This window comes from Thiocapsa roseopersicina (assembly GCF_900106925.1).
Lineage (GTDB): Bacteria > Pseudomonadota > Gammaproteobacteria > Chromatiales > Chromatiaceae > Thiocapsa > Thiocapsa roseopersicina.
The window spans coordinates 1-15830 of the sequence record NZ_FNNZ01000046.1 but is presented as its reverse complement, the minus strand read 5'-3'; the positions used below and the strand labels follow the sequence as shown (position 1 = coordinate 15830).

The following is a 15830-nucleotide window of genomic DNA, read 5'->3' as shown; positions in this document are numbered from 1 at the left end:
TGTTGTTCAAGCACCCCGAGGGAGGCCCACCGCTCTCCCTCATACAAGTTGACGATTTAAGAGGAAAAACCCATCAGGGAAGGTGGCCGTACTCACGTAGCCGGCGCATAACGCCTGTACTTGGACGACGCCTTGCTCTCGGTCCCAGTGGCTATCCTCCTGCGCCACTCTGCCGGCTGACCCGGCATCATAGTCCGCAACGATTGAGACCGAATCAGCGTCCAGGCGGTACCGGAAGCCGCAGACGAAGTGCCCGGCCTCATGAACTGCCGTGTGTCGCTTGGGCATCGCAACTTCTCCTCGATTTGGGGGGCTCGATCGCGCCCGGTCGTGCCGGGCGGGTGAGCCCCGGCGCTTGGCCGGGTCTGAATTGCGTCACGTCACGGGAATGTCGGGCGTCAGTCTGTCGCGCTTGCGGCGGGATCCAGTGCCTCGGTCACCGCGCGTAGCCGACCGGCTTCCTCCCGCAGCAGATCGACGAGAAAGGACACGCCTTCGGGTTGCATGGTCGCGGGTTGGCCGATCAAGGCGGCGATGCCCTCGATGCGGCGGCAGACTTCGTTGATGGCGTCGATGGCGTCGAACTGGTTCACGCTGCGACCTCCTGCGGCTGCCCCTCAACGTCGCCGACAGCCGCCTCGACGGTCAGAGTCAGGGCGCTGATCACTGCCGCAGCGCCCTCGATGCAGTAGAAGGCGCTCCAAAGCGAGTCGGATTCCGGGGTATACGCCTGGCCGCACAGTGCATAGCGCAGCGCATTCAGCCCGGCGTTGAGCTGTGCGCCTGCAATCTGAATCGCGAAGTCCGCTCTCACGCCTTCCTGGACTGCGAACATGTGGACGTCCTCGCCGAGTGCGGGGATGGACGAGAACGGGGTGTGCGCGGTGCACATGGGCAGTCTTCGGCCGCGGGTGGCGCGGTCGATCAGTTGCGGTTCGGGGTTCGCGACCGTGAGACGGTCGATGGTGTCGAGATCGGATTGCATGTCTCGGTTCCTCGTCGGAGTAGGGAACCGACCGCTTCACGCGGGCAGGGACACGGACGGATCCCGAGCGGGGTATCATTCGCGTGCCGGTGCTCAACCGTTACTGCGGTCGGGCTTTGTCGTCGGGAGGTTGGCGCCTCCCGGCGGACGGCTCCACGTTAGGCGGGCGTCGCTCCCGCGTCAAGATCCCCGCTTTGCCGTCTGTCCATCCGGATGCGCTCCAATCGCTCCCTAAGCCTTCGTCTCGCCCGGTGGTCTCCCTTCATCGGCTCGCATCGCGGCGGGCTCCCTGCGTCTGTCCGTGGATTCAGGCTATCGATCCGCTCGGGTCGATACCTCGCGGCGGGGCGCCGTCGCGATGGCGATGTCCACCTATGACGCGGATGCGACAAGCGCAGAAGAGGTTAGGGCCGCAACCCTCGCCCCTCTCGCGATCCGGTCCAAAACCGGTGCGGGTGGCGAGCGTGCGGCCCATGAAGGAATACCAGCCGAGTGGGCTGGTTCAGGCGGTGGAAGTTGACGCCGGGGTAGTAGGCCAAGACCCTGTGTTGTCTGGTCGATTCCAGCGCGGTGACGAATCAGCCGCTTCCCGGCCGCCGTCCGGCGTCACTGAAAGATTTGGCCAAGCACTGGCGGTTGTCAAGGCAGATCCCGCAGACGCTGGCGGGTGTGGCCATGACGGCGATAGCTGCCGACCGAGCCGAGTTCAATGCCATGTGGAAGACCCGCGCCGCGCCAGATGCACTGGCTGTGCAGCCATCCCCCGCTCAAACGTCCGAAACGTTCGGTGCGCAGTCTCCACAAGGCACTCAAAGCGTAGCCTTCGGTGTCGCCAATGGCAAAGGCGAGTCTGTCGAGACGCTCAAGCCGCCGGTCGCGCCCTGTCGTGGTTGCCGCCGGTCCGATCGGGGTTGATCTCGTCCGATCCGAGATCTACGCTGTTGGTTCTGGCGGGCCCCTAAGCGTTTCTAGCAGCAGATGCAGCGTGTCGTTTCTGCCGAGCGGTTCTGGGGGGCTGTTTCGCTGCTGACCAGTGAGGGGAGCCCCTGGACTATCAAGGTCCTTGGCTTGAAACGGGGTTAAACCCGCAAGTGCGCGCCCTCTCCATGCCGGAATCTTCAATGCAAGCTCGCCCGCAGGGGTGGTCGCAACGTCCTCGACGCCGATGCCCCGCTCAATCCCTTCGCTCGAAGGGGCCTAACGGGTGGGCTTGCGCCTCCTGATCGCGGTCCTGGTCTTTTCCGATCGAGACGAAGACCGTTCCGTCGTCACGCTTGACCACGAATCCGCTCGGGTCTTCGGGCAGCATGAACACATCCGCGTGCGGGTTGACCGCGAGCGCATCGACGAGCGTTCCGTTCACCGGGCGGATCTCACCCGGATCGAGATCGGGGAACTCCGCCCTGAAGCGGTCTTGAGCCCTCATGCCTGCCCTCCGAGATGCACGTAGAGCGTTTGGCGACTGATGCCGTAAGCCTTCGCCAGCGCTGACATGGACTCGCCTGCCTCGCGACGGGCGCGTGCCTCTTCGATTTGCTCGCCCGTCAATGCTGAACGCCTTCCAAGGTGTTTGCCTGCCGCCTTCGCCGCAGCAATGCCCTCGCGCTGTCGCGACCGGATCAAGGCGCGCTCGAACTGCGCGAAGGCGCCCATCATCTGGAACATCAAGGTCTGCATCGGATCGCCGTCGTTTCCGGTGAACACCAGACGCTCCTTGTGGAAGTGTACCGTCACGCCGCGTCGCGTCAGTTCCTCTACGAGTTTCTGAAGGTCGAGCAGGTTCCGCGCAAGCCGATCGATGCTGTGAACGTGCAGCACGTCCCCGTCACGAAGATAGTCCAGACACTGAATCAGAGCCGGGCGATTCGTTGCGCTCGAACCGCTCACCTGATCCTCGAAGACCCGATCCAGCACCATGCCGTCGAGTTGCCGCGCCGTCGTCTGATCTGTGGTGCTGACCCGAAGATACCCGATTGCCTTGCCGCTCATCTTAACCTCCTGTCCTGGGCGTGAGTGTCAAGAAATATCATAGACGTTTTCGGAATACTGTCAATTAAGACAATATCGACCTTTCTTGACGGTGCTAAGGCTTGGTCTTCGCGGTCACGAACTTTGTTCGAAAAGGTGTACCTTAACTGACAGCGATTCGACGCGACTCGGATCGGTCCCGAGCAGGGAACCGAACAGGGCTAGACTTCCGAACCGATGGGCGGGCTCGGCGGTTCGGCAGACAAGAAAAAGGTCACGAATCGGCGGGGACGGAGGCTTGCCCCGACCAGCGCCGAAGCGCCGTCGCCAGATGCTTCGGCCCCGGCGATCGACCGACCGCCTTCTCAAGAGCAACGCGTATCTCCGCGGGCGTGCATCCCCGAGCCTGCATCCCGAGGGCCATGTCGCGCGCCTCGACCGGATACCCGGCGACGGCGCCGGGCTCCGAGCTGTCCGGCTTCGATGTCGAGCCGAAGCGCTCCAGGGCGGCGATGCGCCTTTCCAGTGCGGCCAGACGGACCGACAAGGTGTCGAGTTCGCCCTGATCCCTTCCCGCATCATCGTGGTGCTGGCGGTCGCATTGTCCTTCCATTGCGGCCAGGGCACGCAGGACCAAGGCCGTCATCGACTCCCCGTCGCGGGCAAGGGCCTTGATCCGGTCTCTGGTGCCCTCGGGGAACCGCAACGCAATCTGCTCCGTCATCGATCTAGCTCCGATCTAGCATGAATCCAGGTCGATTCTAGCATGCACCTAGATTCGAACTGGCATGCGTCCAGGAAACCGCCAGATCGGCGGTTATCGCCTTCGCGATCTCAGGCTGGACCGCGTTGCTTGGATTGCCCTCGGAGCGCTCCGCCGGGCGCTTTCGTTACCGTTACGTTCAGTACGTTGATGATTCCAAGGCGAGCGGGCATCCGCGGGTCATGAATCCGATCGACCTAACCTGTACGGGACCACCTGGGCGAGTGTTGGGCTTGGGGTCTGTCCGGCTCCAACATGGACGGGCTCCACCTCGGGCGGGTCCGTTACCGTCACGGCCGGGCCTGGATGCCTTCAACAAAGGCGGGGCAACCGCGGATCGCGCCGTCCGACTCCACCTCGGATCTGTCCGAACTCGGGGCGAACCGAGAGACCCGGGCGACACCGCCGGGCGGGTGTCGGGCAACCATGGGTCGGGGATCTCGCCGGATCGGTTCGTTCAATTCTCCAGGGCCGTCCGCCAGCTCCGCACCAGTCGTGCAATGTTTCGCCCGTCCGGGGCCTTGCCGTGCGCCTTCAGGATCGCCGTCCGGATCTCCCGACTCGTCGCGCCCGCGTCCAGCAGCTCGACCGCCATGCGTTTGACCTCGGGCGGATATCCGCGCGTTACGGTAACGGGTTCCGTTTCCGGTTCGGGCGTGACGGTCGGGCGATCCGGGCGAGCGACCAGGGCGAAAGGGCCGGGGTGATTCAGGCGCCGCAGAAGCTCGCCCGCGATGTCCGCCAGGGCGTAGGACTGACCGCGCCGGTAGGCCGTGCCGAGGGCCTCGATCAGCAGGCTATCGGCCGCCGCCTGTAGATCGGTCTCGGTGCCTTCAGCGATCAGCGTCGCCGCACGGGCGCGAAGGTCGCGTTGGCGTTCTGCCGGAGTCCGGGCCGGGCGTTTCGTCGTCGTGTCGGTCATGTCCGCGTTACCGTAACGAGATGGTGTAACACGAAGGCTAGGTTACTGTAACGGTTTCCGCAAGCGTTACAGTAACAAATTCGCGCCATTAGCCGGGGTCCGCCGGCAGGGCGGGGGTTTCTTGCGCGCGGTTCGCCCGGCCGGGTCCGTTACGGTAACGGCCGCGCCTTGATGCTTCCAAGGCGATCGGGGCAACCGCCGGCCGGGACCGCCTGGGGTTCGCGGTCGCGGGCCGGCGTGCTCGACCTCGAAGTATTGAAAGCCCGAAAGCGGTCTTTCGGGCGGTCTCAAGGGGACGCGGGCGGTCGTTTCGCTTTTCCGGGCTCGAAACCGTCGGACGTCTCGTGTCACAGCGTATTGAGTCGTTGTGTTGTCCCCAGTGTCCCCACGGTGTCCCCATGGGGTGGGGGCAGTAAATCCATCACAACAAACTGTTCTTATTATGGTTTTTAGAATGTCCCCAGTGTCCCCAGTGTCCCCACAAAAAACGGCAAGGTTGCGGGTTGTAAACCCTGAAAGCGGGTCACGTGTCGCGTCCCCGAGTATTTGTATTATTAATAATAAGTGTCTTTATAAAACAACACACACACTAGGGCGGGGACAGGTGGGGACGCGGGCGGCGAGACCCTGACCCTTGCCGTTTTCGGTGGGGACACTGGGGACAGTGGGGACACTTCGAGAAAAATTCTATAAAACAGCATCTTGCGGGTGTTTTTGGTGTCCCCGCTTGATGGGGACGGGGCGGGGACACCTGGGGACAATCCAGGGCAACCCGGTACTCTGGCTTGTTGAGTAGAGACAACGAAACGTGTCTTTGGAGCGGGCGAAAGACATTCAGTTGACCGACGTTAACCAATGTTAACGCTATTTCGCATCTTCTTTCTCGATTCAAGCCCATCGCCGGGTGGAATTCACCGAATTGAAGGCACATCCGGGGGGGCACGTTCCGCATAGCGTGTTTTTCCGCGCAGGAATTAGCGCCGCCGCCGCGCCCGACCGGCCGGGCGACAGTGAATCGATTCCTCAAGGAAATAATCACGCTCCAGCTCGGCCAGGGCGATGTCGGAACGCGTTGCATGTGCTCGCCATTCGCGCGCCGCCGCCGCCGCATCACGTTGGCATAGCGCCGCGAGCAGGGCCTTGTTCGCTTGCTCCAAACGCCGCCGCAGTTTGGAAATCTGGACTCCATGCGCGGCCTCGGCCAAAGCCCGGTAGGCGCGACAGGATTTCATGCGTTCGTCCGCGATTCACCGCGCGATGGAACGATTAAACCTGAGTCCAGGATCGTGCAAACAGGTTCGGCAGGATCGCAGTGTCATCCTTCCAGCTCCAGGTTCGGGCGCGGAACCGGGGCGCCGGGCTTGGTCGCCATGCACCAAGGGCAGGCGAGCAGGGGGCCGGGCGCCCGGTCGTAGATCCAGATCGGGCCGCAGGTTTCGCACAGCGCTATGCCGTTGTAGTGCTCGGGTCGTTCGCCTCGATCGCGTTGGGCCTGGGTCCGCAGCAGCAAGGCAAGCGCCGCCAGGACCTCGGGCCGCGTCGCGACCTCGGGCCAATCCTCGCCCGCCGCCGCTTGCAGCGCGCCCGCGGTGAACCCGTGCCAGTCGGGGCGGGCCTCGGTCGGGTCCGGGTGGAGCGCCGCCGCCAGGGCGTCCGCCGCGCCGCGGTCCATCCCGGCTTCGGCTTCCAGGATCGCCGCGCGTTCGGCTCGGGCCTGAAGCCACGTCGCCGGGTCGGACGGGTCGCCTGCAAGGTCCGAAGGGGCAAGGGCCGCGGGGGGCGGTGCCGGTCTCGGGGCCTTGAAGACATCCCCCAGGGCCTCAAGATCGAGCATCGGCTGGGACCTCCGCCGCGTCTTGGTTCGGGGTGTCGAGCTCGAAGACATAGACGCGGACGGTTCCTCGAAAACCCGGAAACCGTAGCTTTTGGGTCGAGCGCCCGTCCGCGCCGGGCTTCAGCATCTTATGTCGGATCAGAACGCGGGCCGCATCCACGGGGTCATAGCCTTCGACAACCTCGGTTCGAAAGGTCTCGGGCATCAGGTAGAAGACGAGACCGCCGGATCCGCCGTCCTTGAACCCGACCGCCCGGGGAATCTCGGGCGCGTGATCGTCCAAGAGCCTGCTTTTCCATCGAAATCTGTTGCTGTGTTGCTCGAAGAACAGCCGCACCTGACCCAACAGGTCACGTTCTTCGGCCGGGACCGCGCCGCCGCGGGCGTCCAGCCAATCGCGAAAGCAGCGCGCTGCCGCCTCGGCCGCCGCGCCGGGAACCCATCCTGTAATCCCGGCCTGGGTCGCCAGCTCGCCGCCTACGGCAACCAGGCCGAACCGGGCCGCCACGCGCCGAACCTGACCGGGCGGGTTCTCGATCGTCTCCAGGACGCGCAAGACGAAGGCGTCACGGTGCCGGGCGATCGCCGCCGGCAGCGCCGCGCGGTTCGCGAGCAGGTTTTCGACGTGTGCAATGAGGGGCGTCCCGTAGGCCGCCGCCGCCGAGTCGCACAGCGCCACCGAGAAGGCCGCGCCGTCCGAGAACTCATGCAGGTTCTCAAAACAGCCGAACCCCGCGCCCGCGTCAGCCGGAATCTCGACCATGCGGACGGATTGACCGGCCCGCGTCTTCTTTTGAATGCTGGCCATGTGCTCGACCAACCCGATCTCGCCGGACGACAGGCACAGAAGACGCCAGCGCTTGATCGGCCGGCCGCTTGCCGTGCGATCCAGCCTGTTTTTGCCTGCGCCGTTCCCCAATAAATAAGCCGATTCGCCGGCCGCTTGCGGTTCGATCTGATTCAGTTCGTCGAGTATCAGGCAAGCATCGTTATGCAGCTCCGCCAGCGCCTCAAGCGCGTTGTCGGTCGTCCGCCAGCGTTGGAGATAGTCGCGCGATCCGTAGACACTCGCCGCCGCGCGTTGAATGGTCGTCTTGCCGCTGGAGCTGGCGTCCGTTGACATACCTCTGAAATGGAATATGCCGGATTCGGCGTCGACCATTTTTAGGAGCGGGGCCGCGAATGAAACCGCGACCGCGAAGGTCAATCGCGAATTGCCAACACACCAGCGCCCAATCGTCCCGCGCCAATCGTCCAGCGTGCCGCGCGTGCCGAATGCAGGCCGCTCGCCCTCGACGGTCAGAATCACGGGCTCGGGGCCTCCGCCCAAGACCCGATCAGGCAAGACGAAGGCCGCGCCGTCCGGTGTCCAGCCGGTCCGGGAAGTCGTGCGGGCGCGTTTCGGGGGGGTACAACGCCGAAACAGCTCCAGGAACAACCTCCGTGCTTCAGGGTGCGTCGAGACCTCGAAGCCGAGTCCAGCCAGCCTCGCCCGCAGGGCATCGCCCGAACCTTGCCGCTCCTTGTCTTCGATCGCCTCTTGACGCTCCAAGCCGTCCAAATCCCGGAAGGCGATCAAACGGCCGAAGGATTCGCCGCGATCATCACGGGTGATCGCCAGAACACGCATCGGGGGGCAGATGTAAACCGGGGTTCCATCGTCGCCGCCCGTCCCGGACAGGGGCTTGTCGCCGCCCTTGCGGCCGCCTTTTGGTCCGCCGGACTTGATGAAGTAGATTCCGCCGGGCCTCCGCTCGAACCCGAACGGCAAAACATCATCCGCGGGGGTTTCGGGCTCGCGGTTGCGGGCCTGGGGCGTCGGAACCGGGGCTTCTGCGGCCTCGATTGCGAACGGTTGCCAGCGCGCCGCCGCCGCGATGGTCTCGACCGTCCAGCCGTCCGCCGAAGCGTTCGCCGCATCCCATCCTTGGGGCAGCTCGCGGGGCTCGCCGGTCGCCGGGTCGGTCGCCATGCCTGCAAGATCCAGGATCCCGACCGAACGGGCGCCGGCCGCCAGGGCGAGCCGCGCCGCCGCTTGGGCATACTTGGTGCCGGGGTCGTCATGGTCGGGCCAGATCAGGACCGACCGACCAGCCAACGGGGACCAATCCGCCTTGTTTGGACTTTGAGCGCCGTTCATTGTCGCGATCGGGACCGCCGCCGGGAACAGCGCGGCGGACGCGACCGCCGCCTTCTCGCCTTCAGTCAACAACGCGGGGGCCTCGGGGTGTGCCGCCAGTCGGTCCAAGCCATAGAGCGGGCGGGGTTCGGCCGGGGCCTTCCATTGCCAGCCGGCCGCCGGGGTCCACGTCAGGGGGGCGAACAGCTTTCGACCCTTCGCCGGGTCGAATCGCAGGACGTAGCACAGGGGCCGACCGCCCGCGTCGCGATACTCCCATGTCGCAGACGGGGCGCCGTGCTTTGGGTGGGCCTGGGGCCTGCTCGCCAGGGCCTCGGTCGGGATCGCGACCGCCGGGGCGGGTGCCGGTCGCGGGGCCTCGGGCGCCGCAGCGGGCCGACTGGGGCGCGTCGTCGCCGGGGTCCTGCCGGGCTCGATTCCCCATTGGTCCGCCAGCTCCGCGCGGGTGCCGTCCATGTCGAGACCGTAACGATTCATCTTGTAATCGAAGGTCGAACCGCCGTTCTCGCCGCAACCAAAACAGCGGTAAGCGCCGGTCGTCAGATTGACGCCGAAACTCCCGGTCGCGTCGTCGTGATGCGGAAACGGACAAGGTACGTTCTTGGTCCAGCCGTCGCGACCGGCCCGGAGGGGTGTCCCGGCCGGCAGCTCGCGCCGGTAGAACTCCGCCGCGTCGATCAGCCTCTTAAGCTCGCTCGGTGTCGGCAACCTCCGGGGTTGATCGCGCTGCGTCGCAGGATTAGACTTTGTTTTGTTTGGTTTTTTCGCCCGGTCGTCGCGCCGGGCGCTTTGTTTTTCGGGTTCCATCTTCGGAACCTCCTACGCCGCCGCCGGGCCGGGGTCCGATGTGTGGTCGCGCGCTCCAGCGGCCTCGAACGCCTCGATGTCATCAAGCGCGTAACGCACCGATGCGCCGAGCTTGAGATACTTCGGGCCGACGCCGCGAATGCGCCATTGCTGCAACGTTCGACGCGATAGCCCAAACCGCTCCGCGACCTCGCGCTCGGTCAACCGTCGTGCACCAATCACTGTCTGTGTCATCTGTCGTTACCGTCTGTCCACTAGGAAAACCAAACGTAACGACAGGGACCGCGACGGTCATATGGTCAAAATGCGCTGCATCGGCTCGCGCCGGGGCTTCGGTTAGCGCCCTTTCGGCTCGCGCCGGATCGCCTTTAAGTCTCTCGCCAACGATTCGCGATTGAAACCGGGCTCGATCGGGGCAAGTGCAACCAAACACAGATCGATCAAGTCTCCATGCACTCGCCCGAACGCATCGCGAGCGAACGGTGTGCCTCGGCGTCCCGACAATGCGTTGAACTGCTTGACGACGATACGCAACAGATACATTCGCGCGTCCGTGAGGCTCGATTCGGACATGCGCAGAATGTTCGTCGCATCATCGGACCGCGCCGCCTCGACAACCCGACGTAGATCATCGGCCGACAAACTCCGCAAGAACGCATGATCCGTAGGAGCCGCGTCGGTAAGACCGATCCGCAGCGCACCATAGGCGAGGGCGCTCAGAAGAATCGGATTCGGGTCGCCGGAAAGCACGCCGCGCTTGGTTGTCCTCGCAAGCTCCGTCATGAGTTGATAGGGCTTGGGCGGTGAATTGCTGTATTCGGACCGCAGTCGAAACTGCGTCAGACAGGCCGCGTCGCGGATCACTCTCCATGCCCGATGAAGCGCCGCCTCGGATGCCGCGGTTCTCGTGCCTGCTTTGGCGAGAAGCGCTTGAATGGCTTCGGCTTGACTCGGCAGAAACGGCATCGAATCCGCCGTCGCGCGCTCGACATCGGGCTTGTCTTCGGGGTCGATTCCGCCGTCAAAGAAGAAGGGGGGCAGACGCCGCGCTTGGTAGTGCGCACAGGCAGGAGATTCGGGCAGCCGGAGCTTTCCCGCATGGCGTCGCTTCGAGAAATCGAACCATCGGCCGCCGTCGCTGCATCGACCCTCGATCCAGTACAGACAGCCGTCGCACGTCGGCTCGGCCATGATCGCGCACCTTCACGCGCGGGGCCTTCAGGTGGGTGCCGGGTCAGGGCGGTGAAGGGGCCGCCCGTTCGGGAGCTAACCTAGACCCGGCCGCAACAGGATAACCGGGCTCAAGTCAGGAAAGGACCTTCCGGCGCCTGACGAAACGTGCGTCAGTGCTCACGGTAGACCTCGCGCCGGTGTCCGACCTTGACGACCAGGATCAGCAGGCGCTCGTCTTGAATCTGGTAGATCGCGCGGTAATCGCCGCCGCGCACGCGGTACAGACCATCTTCGCCCGATAGCTTGACCACGCCAGCGGGCCGGGGGTCGCTGGCCAATTCGGCGATGGCATCCCCAAGGCGTTGCCGGGCCGGCCGGGGTAGTTTGTCGAACTGGCGTTTGGCCGCTTTGCCGAAGGCGATGCTATAGGCCATGTTCAGCCTTCACGACTTCCCACGGGATCGTGTCTTCTTCGCCGCGCTCGATCCGGGCGAGTGCCTCGCGCGCTTCTTCCAGGTCTTCCAGATCCTCGAGGCGCTCGATCAGCGCTTCGTACTCGGCGATGGGCAGCAGGACCGACAGGGGCTTGCCGTCCTGGTCGGTCAGGAATTGCGGGTGTAGCTCGGGCATGGTGGAAACCTCTCTTGCGTGTCAGGCGGTGCGCTTGGTCTTGATCTCGCTCACGTCCGCGGTGGGGGTGAGTCCCGCCGCGCCCATGATCCGGGCGCCGTGTTGTTCCAGGGCCGCCCGCACGCTGTCTTCACCGAACCGAGCATAGATCGCGGTGGTCTTCGTGTCGGAATGGTTCAAGACCTTGCCGATCAGATGCAGGCTGTTGCCGGATTGGGCGAGCCAGCTTCCGACCGTCCGCCGCAAGTCATGCAGCCGAACATCGTCGATTGCCGGGGGCAATTCGATGCCTTCGGCCGCCGCCGCCGCGCGGATCTCGTCAAGGGCAGGAATCGGGGCGAACATCTTCGGCGCGTTGCGGTGTTGGGTCCGGGTGCGCTCTTCGGTCAACCGCTCGATCAGGGCCGCCGCCTGCGGGTCTTCACGCCATGCCGCCAGCGTCGCCGTCGTCTTCACGCGCCCCCACGGCTTTTCGATGTTGACCAGGTGGGTCGGGGCCTTGGCCTTCTCTTCGGCGGTCGCCCTCCTGGGGCCGCGTCCCGGCAGGATGTAAGGGTTCCCCGGGGTCCGGGGCATCGAACGCAGCAGCGCCAGCGCCGGGCCGGACAGGGCGAGATAGAAGGGCTTGCCGTTCTTCGTGTCGTCTAGCCTCAATTCCCCTCGGTCCCAATCCACATGGTCCCATCGGGCCGTCAGCAGTTCCTTCTTCCGTGCGCCCGTCAGCAGGTACAGCCACAGGGCCGCGCGGGCGGTTTCGTTGGCTTCCTGGTCGATCGCTTGGGCCAGCCGGGGCAACTCGGCAGCGGTCAGCCAGCGGTCGCGCTTCGTTTCCTTGAAGCGGGAAATGTCGCGTGCCGGGTTCGCATGTCCATCCGGGACGAAACCCCATCGCCGGGCAAGGTCGAACATCGTTGACACCAGGTTGATAACCCGGTTGGCCTCATAGGGTGCGCTTGCGCCGATCTTGGTATGCAGCGCCGCCACGTCGTCCCGAGTCAGTGCCTTGACCTTCAGGGCTCGCCAGCGGGGCAGGATATGCTTGTCGATGCGTCGCCGGTCTTCCTCGCCGGTTTTCTTGGCGCTCGCGTGCCGATCCAAGTACGTCGCGCAAAGATCCGCCATGGTCTCGCCGCGCCGTTCCTTCTCGCGATCCGCCAGCGGGTCCGCCCCTTGGGTCTCGACCTTCGCCAGCGTCGCGCGGGCATGGGTCCGGGCTTGGTCCAGGGTCAGCACGCCATAGGTGCCGATGGTCATCATCCGCTTGCGCCCGGCCGTGCGGTAGCTCAGGACGAACGCTTTGCGCCCGCTCGGGAAGATGCGCAGTCCGAAGCCCGGAACCTCGTCATCCCACAGGACGAACCGGGCGTTGCTCTCGCCGCTGTAGGCTGTCGCGTCGATGGTGCGCTTGGTCAGCTTCATGGGGTCCGTCCTGCCGTTGAATTTGAGTCACCAATTGAGTCACCACTGAGTCACCAGGAAGCATGGTTTTCGGTGGTGACTCAGCGTAAATCATAGCATAAGGCGAGGGCGGCGGTGTTCTATAAGATGCTGTATCAGCGTAAAATATCGTAGTCGGTGGGGCGGGTTTCGTGTCCTTGCCGGCTGAATGGGGTTCAGGTGGTCGGAGGTTCAAATCCTCTCGCCCCGACCAAAAACTAGAATCATATTCAAGCGGTTATCGGTCATCCGATGCCGCTTTTTTATTGTCTTCTTCCTCGGTGTGCCGGAAATGTACCGGACAGTGACGGCTGTTGTTTCGGCGGTAGAGCATGGCTTTCTCCGTTCGGGCTGGATAGGCTCGGCCGCTCGCGTGCTGCCAGCATACTGCGAGCGGAGCCAGCCGGCGAGGTCTTCATCAATGAATCCCCATGCTTTCCAGGGCTTTGCGGAGGGTATCTCGCCGGTTACGGCCCGCCGGCGAAGGGTCTCATGGTGCATGTGCAGAAATGGGGCGGCTTGGTGGAGGTCGAGGGTTTTCATTGGCTGTGCCGCGGGGTTCCGGCGCTGTCGGGCGAAAAGTTGTAGCCGGTCCGCTCTGGCTGGCAGAGGTCATCCGTGTTCATATCACGCGTATTCCTCTTCTACGCCTTCCGGCCACGGGCCGATCACGACACCTTGAATGTTCTCTGGACTCGGCCGCTCGACAAACATGATGTCGACGCGAACGGGGCCATCGCCGTCGTCATCGGTGATCGACAGGCACTCGTCCGGGATGTCGCTCGTAAACCCGTAAGGGTGTCTTCCGGTTGCCCGGGCCGAGCCAGCGGGTCTTGCGTCCGGCAGCGGCTATAGAGACCATCGCACCTGGAACCCACACAATAGCCACGCCAGCCGGAGCCCCTTCATGCCCGAAGCCGAAAACATCCTCGCGGAGCCCCCGGAAACCTGTTCGCTGAAGCCGCGCGCCGGCTTCACCCGCTGCGGCAACTGCGAAACGGCGCTGCAGGCGATCGGCTCGTACACCGTCTGCGATCGGGCGGTCCTGAAATGCCACCCGGAGGAACTCTCCTGATGTTGGTCTTCATGCCGGAGGGCGTGTTTCGGCGAGCCTTTCAGCTGGCGCTCTGGGGTTGCGTCCTGGTGGTAGCCTGGCTTGCGTTCGCGCCGTTCGCCGAGCCCGCGGGCTTCTCGTGGGACAAGGCCAACCACGTGCTGGCCTTTTGCGTCATGGCTGCACTGGCGGACGGCGGCTATCCGGGTCGCGACCGGGAATTGCCGCGCTGGGGGCTGCTGCTGGGCTATGGGCTCGGCATCGAGTTGGTGCAGTGGCAGCTGCCGTATCGCGAGTTCTCATGGCTCGACCTCGTCGCGAACGTCGTCGGCGTCTTGCTCTATCTCGGCCTGCGCGCCTGGGTCGGCTGGCGCATTCGACGCCCGCACGGGCCGGTTCGCAGCCGCTCGTGAGGACGGGACTCGGCTTCAGCTGATGATGCGTCTCGCCCACCGCTTGGTTCTCGCCCTGCTGATCGTCGTGGTGGACACGGCGGCCTTCGTGGTCCCGCTGGCTGCACTGCTGCTCGCGTACGTTCTGCTCGCGCGTCCGGTTTGGTTCCGGGACTGGGTGGAACGGCTGTATCGCGGGGTTCCGCGGTAGGCGGCGTGCGCGTTCGTCGTGCTGTGCGGCGGCTCTCTCCGCCATCTCAATCCAGTCGCTTCTTGAATCGCAGCGAGGCGATGAGTAGCCCGACCAACATGAATCCGAGCAGCCAGAGGGTATCCCCGGCGACCTGTGTCAGACCGGCATCGCGCAGCATGACGGCACGGATCGCGCGCATGAAGTGGGTCGCCGGCAGCACCTCGGCGATGTATTGGGCCGGCAGGGGCATGCCCTCGTAAGGGAACATGAAGCCCGACAGCAGGATCGACGGCAACAGGATGAAGACGGTCATCTGCATCGCCTGCAGTTGATTGGTGGCGATGGTCGAGAGCACCAGCCCGAGGGCGAGACTGGCGCCGATGAAGGCGAGTGTCGCGGCCGCCAGCGCCAAGGGCGAGCCATGCAGCGGCACGCCGAAGATCAGGTGGCCGAGCAGCAGGATGATCGCGGTCTGCACCAGACCGATCCCGATGTAGGGAACGATCTTGCCCAGCATCAGCTCGAGCGGGCGCACCGGCGTGTTGATCAGCATCTCCATGTTGCCGCGCTCGCGCTCGCGCACGATCGCCGCCGAGGTGAACATCACCATGGTCATGGTCAGGATCACGGCGACCAGGCCGGGCACGATGTTGATCGCGGTGCGCTGCTCCGGGTTGTAGAAGAGCGCCACGGCGAACGTCGGCGTCGTGCGGTTGGCGGGGCGACGCAGCAGCTCGGTGAGCGGCATCGCGCCGAGGCCCTTGATGGCGCCGGCGATCATGGTGTCCGAGCCGTCGACAATCCACTGCGCTACCGGCCGGCTGGTCTGCTCGTCGGTCGCGGGCGGGGTCGCCAACCCGGCGCCGACGCTGCCGCTGCGGGCGACGCGTTGGCTCAGGTCCGACGGGATGATGAATGCGGCACGAACCCGGCCCTCGACGATCGCCTCCTGCGCCGCGGCGATGTCGGGCGTGCGCTCGGTGAAACGCACCACCCGGGTCGCCTCGACCGCCTGCGTCAGCACCCGGCCGAGGCCGGTGTTGGACTGATCCACCAGCGCGGCGGGGATATCGCGCACGTTGGTATTGATCGCGTAGCCGAACAGGATCAGCTGAATCAGCGGGATCATAATGACCATGCCCAGGGTGGTGCGATCGCGCCGCAGCTGAGTCAGCTCCTTGGACAGGATCGCGAGGATGCGCCGGGCCGATTGCAGAACTGCACTCATGGTTGCTTGCTTCCGACAGGGCTCCCGGTGCTGGTGACGAAGACGTCTTCCAGGCTCGGGCGCACCGTCTCCAGCGCCGTGGGCGCCGTCTGCAGCGGTTGAGCGCGCAGCCAGGCGACCGGGTCGGCGATGCGCGCCGCCACCAACACGCGCAGTCGGCTGCCGAGCTGCGCCGCCGAGATGACCTCGGGCAGCGCCGAGAGCTGCAACTTGAGTGCGCGCAGGTCGGGCGCCTCGACCTCGACCACCCGGGCACCCATGCCGGCCATCAGCTCGGCCGGCGAGCCATCGGCGCGTTTGTGTC

19 protein-coding genes and 1 tRNA gene are annotated in these 15830 nt (G+C 64.9%); 4 read left to right on the top strand and 16 right to left on the bottom strand.

What is annotated here, in order from left to right; translation table 11 throughout:
* Window positions 1–398 precede the first annotated feature (398 nt).
* From BLV04_RS23215 to BLV04_RS23150, 14 genes are all read right to left on the bottom strand, one after another.
* On the bottom strand, window positions 399–593 hold the full coding sequence (locus BLV04_RS23215; RefSeq protein ID WP_093038384.1) for a hypothetical protein: 195 nt from the start codon (window positions 591–593) through the stop codon (window positions 399–401).
* Window positions 590–985 carry a hypothetical protein gene (locus BLV04_RS23210; protein WP_093038382.1) on the bottom strand — a complete coding sequence of 132 codons (396 nt, stop codon included), beginning with the start codon at window positions 983–985 and terminating at the stop codon, window positions 590–592. The genes BLV04_RS23215 and BLV04_RS23210 overlap by 4 nt, the downstream gene beginning before the upstream one ends.
* A gap of 1174 nt (window positions 986–2159) precedes the next feature.
* Window positions 2160–2411: a hypothetical protein gene (locus BLV04_RS23205; RefSeq protein ID WP_093038380.1), complete on the bottom strand. Its 252-nt coding sequence runs from the start codon at window positions 2409–2411 to the stop codon at window positions 2160–2162.
* Window positions 2408–2974: a recombinase family protein gene (locus BLV04_RS23200; RefSeq protein ID WP_093038378.1), complete on the bottom strand. Its 567-nt coding sequence runs from the start codon at window positions 2972–2974 to the stop codon at window positions 2408–2410. The genes BLV04_RS23205 and BLV04_RS23200 overlap by 4 nt, the downstream gene beginning before the upstream one ends.
* Before the next feature lie 253 nt (window positions 2975–3227).
* The gene (locus BLV04_RS23195; RefSeq protein ID WP_093038376.1) at window positions 3228–3677 is read right to left on the bottom strand and encodes a YlcI/YnfO family protein; all 450 of its coding nucleotides are present in this window, start codon (window positions 3675–3677) and stop codon (window positions 3228–3230) included.
* A 496-nt stretch (window positions 3678–4173) separates the two neighbouring features.
* Entirely contained in the window at window positions 4174–4638 is a 465-nt protein-coding gene (locus BLV04_RS23190) for a hypothetical protein (RefSeq protein ID WP_093038375.1), read from the bottom strand.
* Between the two features lie 974 nt (window positions 4639–5612).
* The gene (locus tag BLV04_RS23185; protein WP_093038373.1) at window positions 5613–5870 is read right to left on the bottom strand and encodes a hypothetical protein; all 258 of its coding nucleotides are present in this window, start codon (window positions 5868–5870) and stop codon (window positions 5613–5615) included.
* Window positions 5871–5953: 83 nt separating this feature from the next.
* Complete coding sequence (locus tag BLV04_RS23180) at window positions 5954–6472, bottom strand: hypothetical protein (protein WP_093038371.1); 519 nt, start codon at window positions 6470–6472, stop codon at window positions 5954–5956.
* Window positions 6459–9320 (bottom strand): DUF927 domain-containing protein, encoded by a 2862-nt coding sequence (locus BLV04_RS23175; RefSeq protein ID WP_175534776.1) that lies wholly within the window; start codon window positions 9318–9320, stop codon window positions 6459–6461. The genes BLV04_RS23180 and BLV04_RS23175 overlap by 14 nt, the downstream gene beginning before the upstream one ends.
* 111 nt (window positions 9321–9431) lie before the next feature.
* Window positions 9432–9623 carry a helix-turn-helix transcriptional regulator gene (locus tag BLV04_RS23170; RefSeq protein ID WP_245732009.1) on the bottom strand — a complete coding sequence of 64 codons (192 nt, stop codon included), beginning with the start codon at window positions 9621–9623 and terminating at the stop codon, window positions 9432–9434.
* A gap of 132 nt (window positions 9624–9755) precedes the next feature.
* A complete protein-coding gene (locus tag BLV04_RS23165) occupies window positions 9756–10610 on the bottom strand; it encodes a hypothetical protein (RefSeq protein WP_093038365.1) in 855 nt (284 codons plus the stop codon).
* Window positions 10611–10762: 152 nt separating this feature from the next.
* On the bottom strand, window positions 10763–11026 hold the full coding sequence (locus tag BLV04_RS23160; protein WP_093038363.1) for a type II toxin-antitoxin system RelE family toxin: 264 nt from the start codon (window positions 11024–11026) through the stop codon (window positions 10763–10765).
* Window positions 11016–11222, bottom strand: a complete 207-nt coding sequence (locus tag BLV04_RS23155) for a RelB antitoxin-like protein (protein WP_093038361.1) — start codon at window positions 11220–11222, stop codon at window positions 11016–11018. Before BLV04_RS23155 ends, BLV04_RS23160 begins: the two co-directional genes overlap by 11 nt.
* 21 nt (window positions 11223–11243) lie before the next feature.
* Window positions 11244–12641: a tyrosine-type recombinase/integrase gene (locus tag BLV04_RS23150; RefSeq protein ID WP_093038359.1), complete on the bottom strand. Its 1398-nt coding sequence runs from the start codon at window positions 12639–12641 to the stop codon at window positions 11244–11246.
* Between the two features lie 157 nt (window positions 12642–12798).
* Here BLV04_RS23150 and BLV04_RS23145 point away from each other — a divergent pair.
* The 4 genes from BLV04_RS23145 (at window position 12799) to BLV04_RS25160 (ending at window position 14316) form a co-directional block, all read left to right on the top strand.
* A tRNA-Pro gene (locus BLV04_RS23145) sits at window positions 12799–12873 on the top strand.
* Window positions 12874–13566: 693 nt separating this feature from the next.
* Window positions 13567–13734 (top strand): DUF2237 family protein, encoded by a 168-nt coding sequence (locus tag BLV04_RS24665; protein WP_139192027.1) that lies wholly within the window; start codon window positions 13567–13569, stop codon window positions 13732–13734.
* A complete protein-coding gene (locus BLV04_RS23140; RefSeq protein WP_093038357.1) occupies window positions 13734–14126 on the top strand; it encodes a VanZ family protein in 393 nt (130 codons plus the stop codon). The genes BLV04_RS24665 and BLV04_RS23140 overlap by 1 nt, the downstream gene beginning before the upstream one ends.
* Window positions 14127–14148: 22 nt before the next feature.
* On the top strand, window positions 14149–14316 hold the full coding sequence (locus BLV04_RS25160) for a hypothetical protein (RefSeq protein ID WP_175534775.1): 168 nt from the start codon (window positions 14149–14151) through the stop codon (window positions 14314–14316).
* Window positions 14317–14362: 46 nt separating this feature from the next.
* Here the strand turns inward: BLV04_RS25160 and BLV04_RS23135 are convergent, their stop codons facing one another.
* Together BLV04_RS23135 and BLV04_RS23130 are read right to left on the bottom strand one after the other, a co-directional pair.
* Window positions 14363–15526 (bottom strand): ABC transporter permease, encoded by a 1164-nt coding sequence (locus BLV04_RS23135; RefSeq protein WP_093038355.1) that lies wholly within the window; start codon window positions 15524–15526, stop codon window positions 14363–14365.
* Window positions 15523–15830, bottom strand: a 308-nt coding sequence (locus BLV04_RS23130) for an ATP-binding protein DrrA1-3 family domain-containing protein (RefSeq protein WP_217633781.1), incomplete at its 5' end; no start/stop codon positions are given. The genes BLV04_RS23130 and BLV04_RS23135, both read right to left, overlap by 4 nt.

What these genes read in the sequence shown, in the direction of transcription:
- BLV04_RS23195 (WP_093038376.1), bottom strand. Translation starts at nt 3,677, where the DNA reads ATGACGGAGCAGATTGCGTTGCGGTTCCCCGAGGGCACCAGAGACCGG.
- BLV04_RS23140 (WP_093038357.1), top strand. Translation starts at nt 13,734, where the DNA reads ATGTTGGTCTTCATGCCGGAGGGCGTGTTTCGGCGAGCCTTTCAGCTG.
- BLV04_RS23200 (WP_093038378.1), bottom strand. Translation starts at nt 2,974, where the DNA reads ATGAGCGGCAAGGCAATCGGGTATCTTCGGGTCAGCACCACAGATCAG.
- BLV04_RS24665 (WP_139192027.1), top strand. Translation starts at nt 13,567, where the DNA reads ATGCCCGAAGCCGAAAACATCCTCGCGGAGCCCCCGGAAACCTGTTCG.
- BLV04_RS23190 (WP_093038375.1), bottom strand. Translation starts at nt 4,638, where the DNA reads ATGACCGACACGACGACGAAACGCCCGGCCCGGACTCCGGCAGAACGC.
- BLV04_RS23160 (WP_093038363.1), bottom strand. Translation starts at nt 11,026, where the DNA reads ATGGCCTATAGCATCGCCTTCGGCAAAGCGGCCAAACGCCAGTTCGAC.
- BLV04_RS23150 (WP_093038359.1), bottom strand. Translation starts at nt 12,641, where the DNA reads ATGAAGCTGACCAAGCGCACCATCGACGCGACAGCCTACAGCGGCGAG.
- BLV04_RS23155 (WP_093038361.1), bottom strand. Translation starts at nt 11,222, where the DNA reads ATGCCCGAGCTACACCCGCAATTCCTGACCGACCAGGACGGCAAGCCC.
- BLV04_RS25160 (WP_175534775.1), top strand. Translation starts at nt 14,149, where the DNA reads ATGATGCGTCTCGCCCACCGCTTGGTTCTCGCCCTGCTGATCGTCGTG.
- BLV04_RS23185 (WP_093038373.1), bottom strand. Translation starts at nt 5,870, where the DNA reads ATGAAATCCTGTCGCGCCTACCGGGCTTTGGCCGAGGCCGCGCATGGA.
- BLV04_RS23165 (WP_093038365.1), bottom strand. Translation starts at nt 10,610, where the DNA reads ATGGCCGAGCCGACGTGCGACGGCTGTCTGTACTGGATCGAGGGTCGA.
- BLV04_RS23135 (WP_093038355.1), bottom strand. Translation starts at nt 15,526, where the DNA reads ATGAGTGCAGTTCTGCAATCGGCCCGGCGCATCCTCGCGATCCTGTCC.
- BLV04_RS23180 (WP_093038371.1), bottom strand. Translation starts at nt 6,472, where the DNA reads ATGCTCGATCTTGAGGCCCTGGGGGATGTCTTCAAGGCCCCGAGACCG.
- BLV04_RS23205 (WP_093038380.1), bottom strand. Translation starts at nt 2,411, where the DNA reads ATGAGGGCTCAAGACCGCTTCAGGGCGGAGTTCCCCGATCTCGATCCG.
- BLV04_RS23210 (WP_093038382.1), bottom strand. Translation starts at nt 985, where the DNA reads ATGCAATCCGATCTCGACACCATCGACCGTCTCACGGTCGCGAACCCC.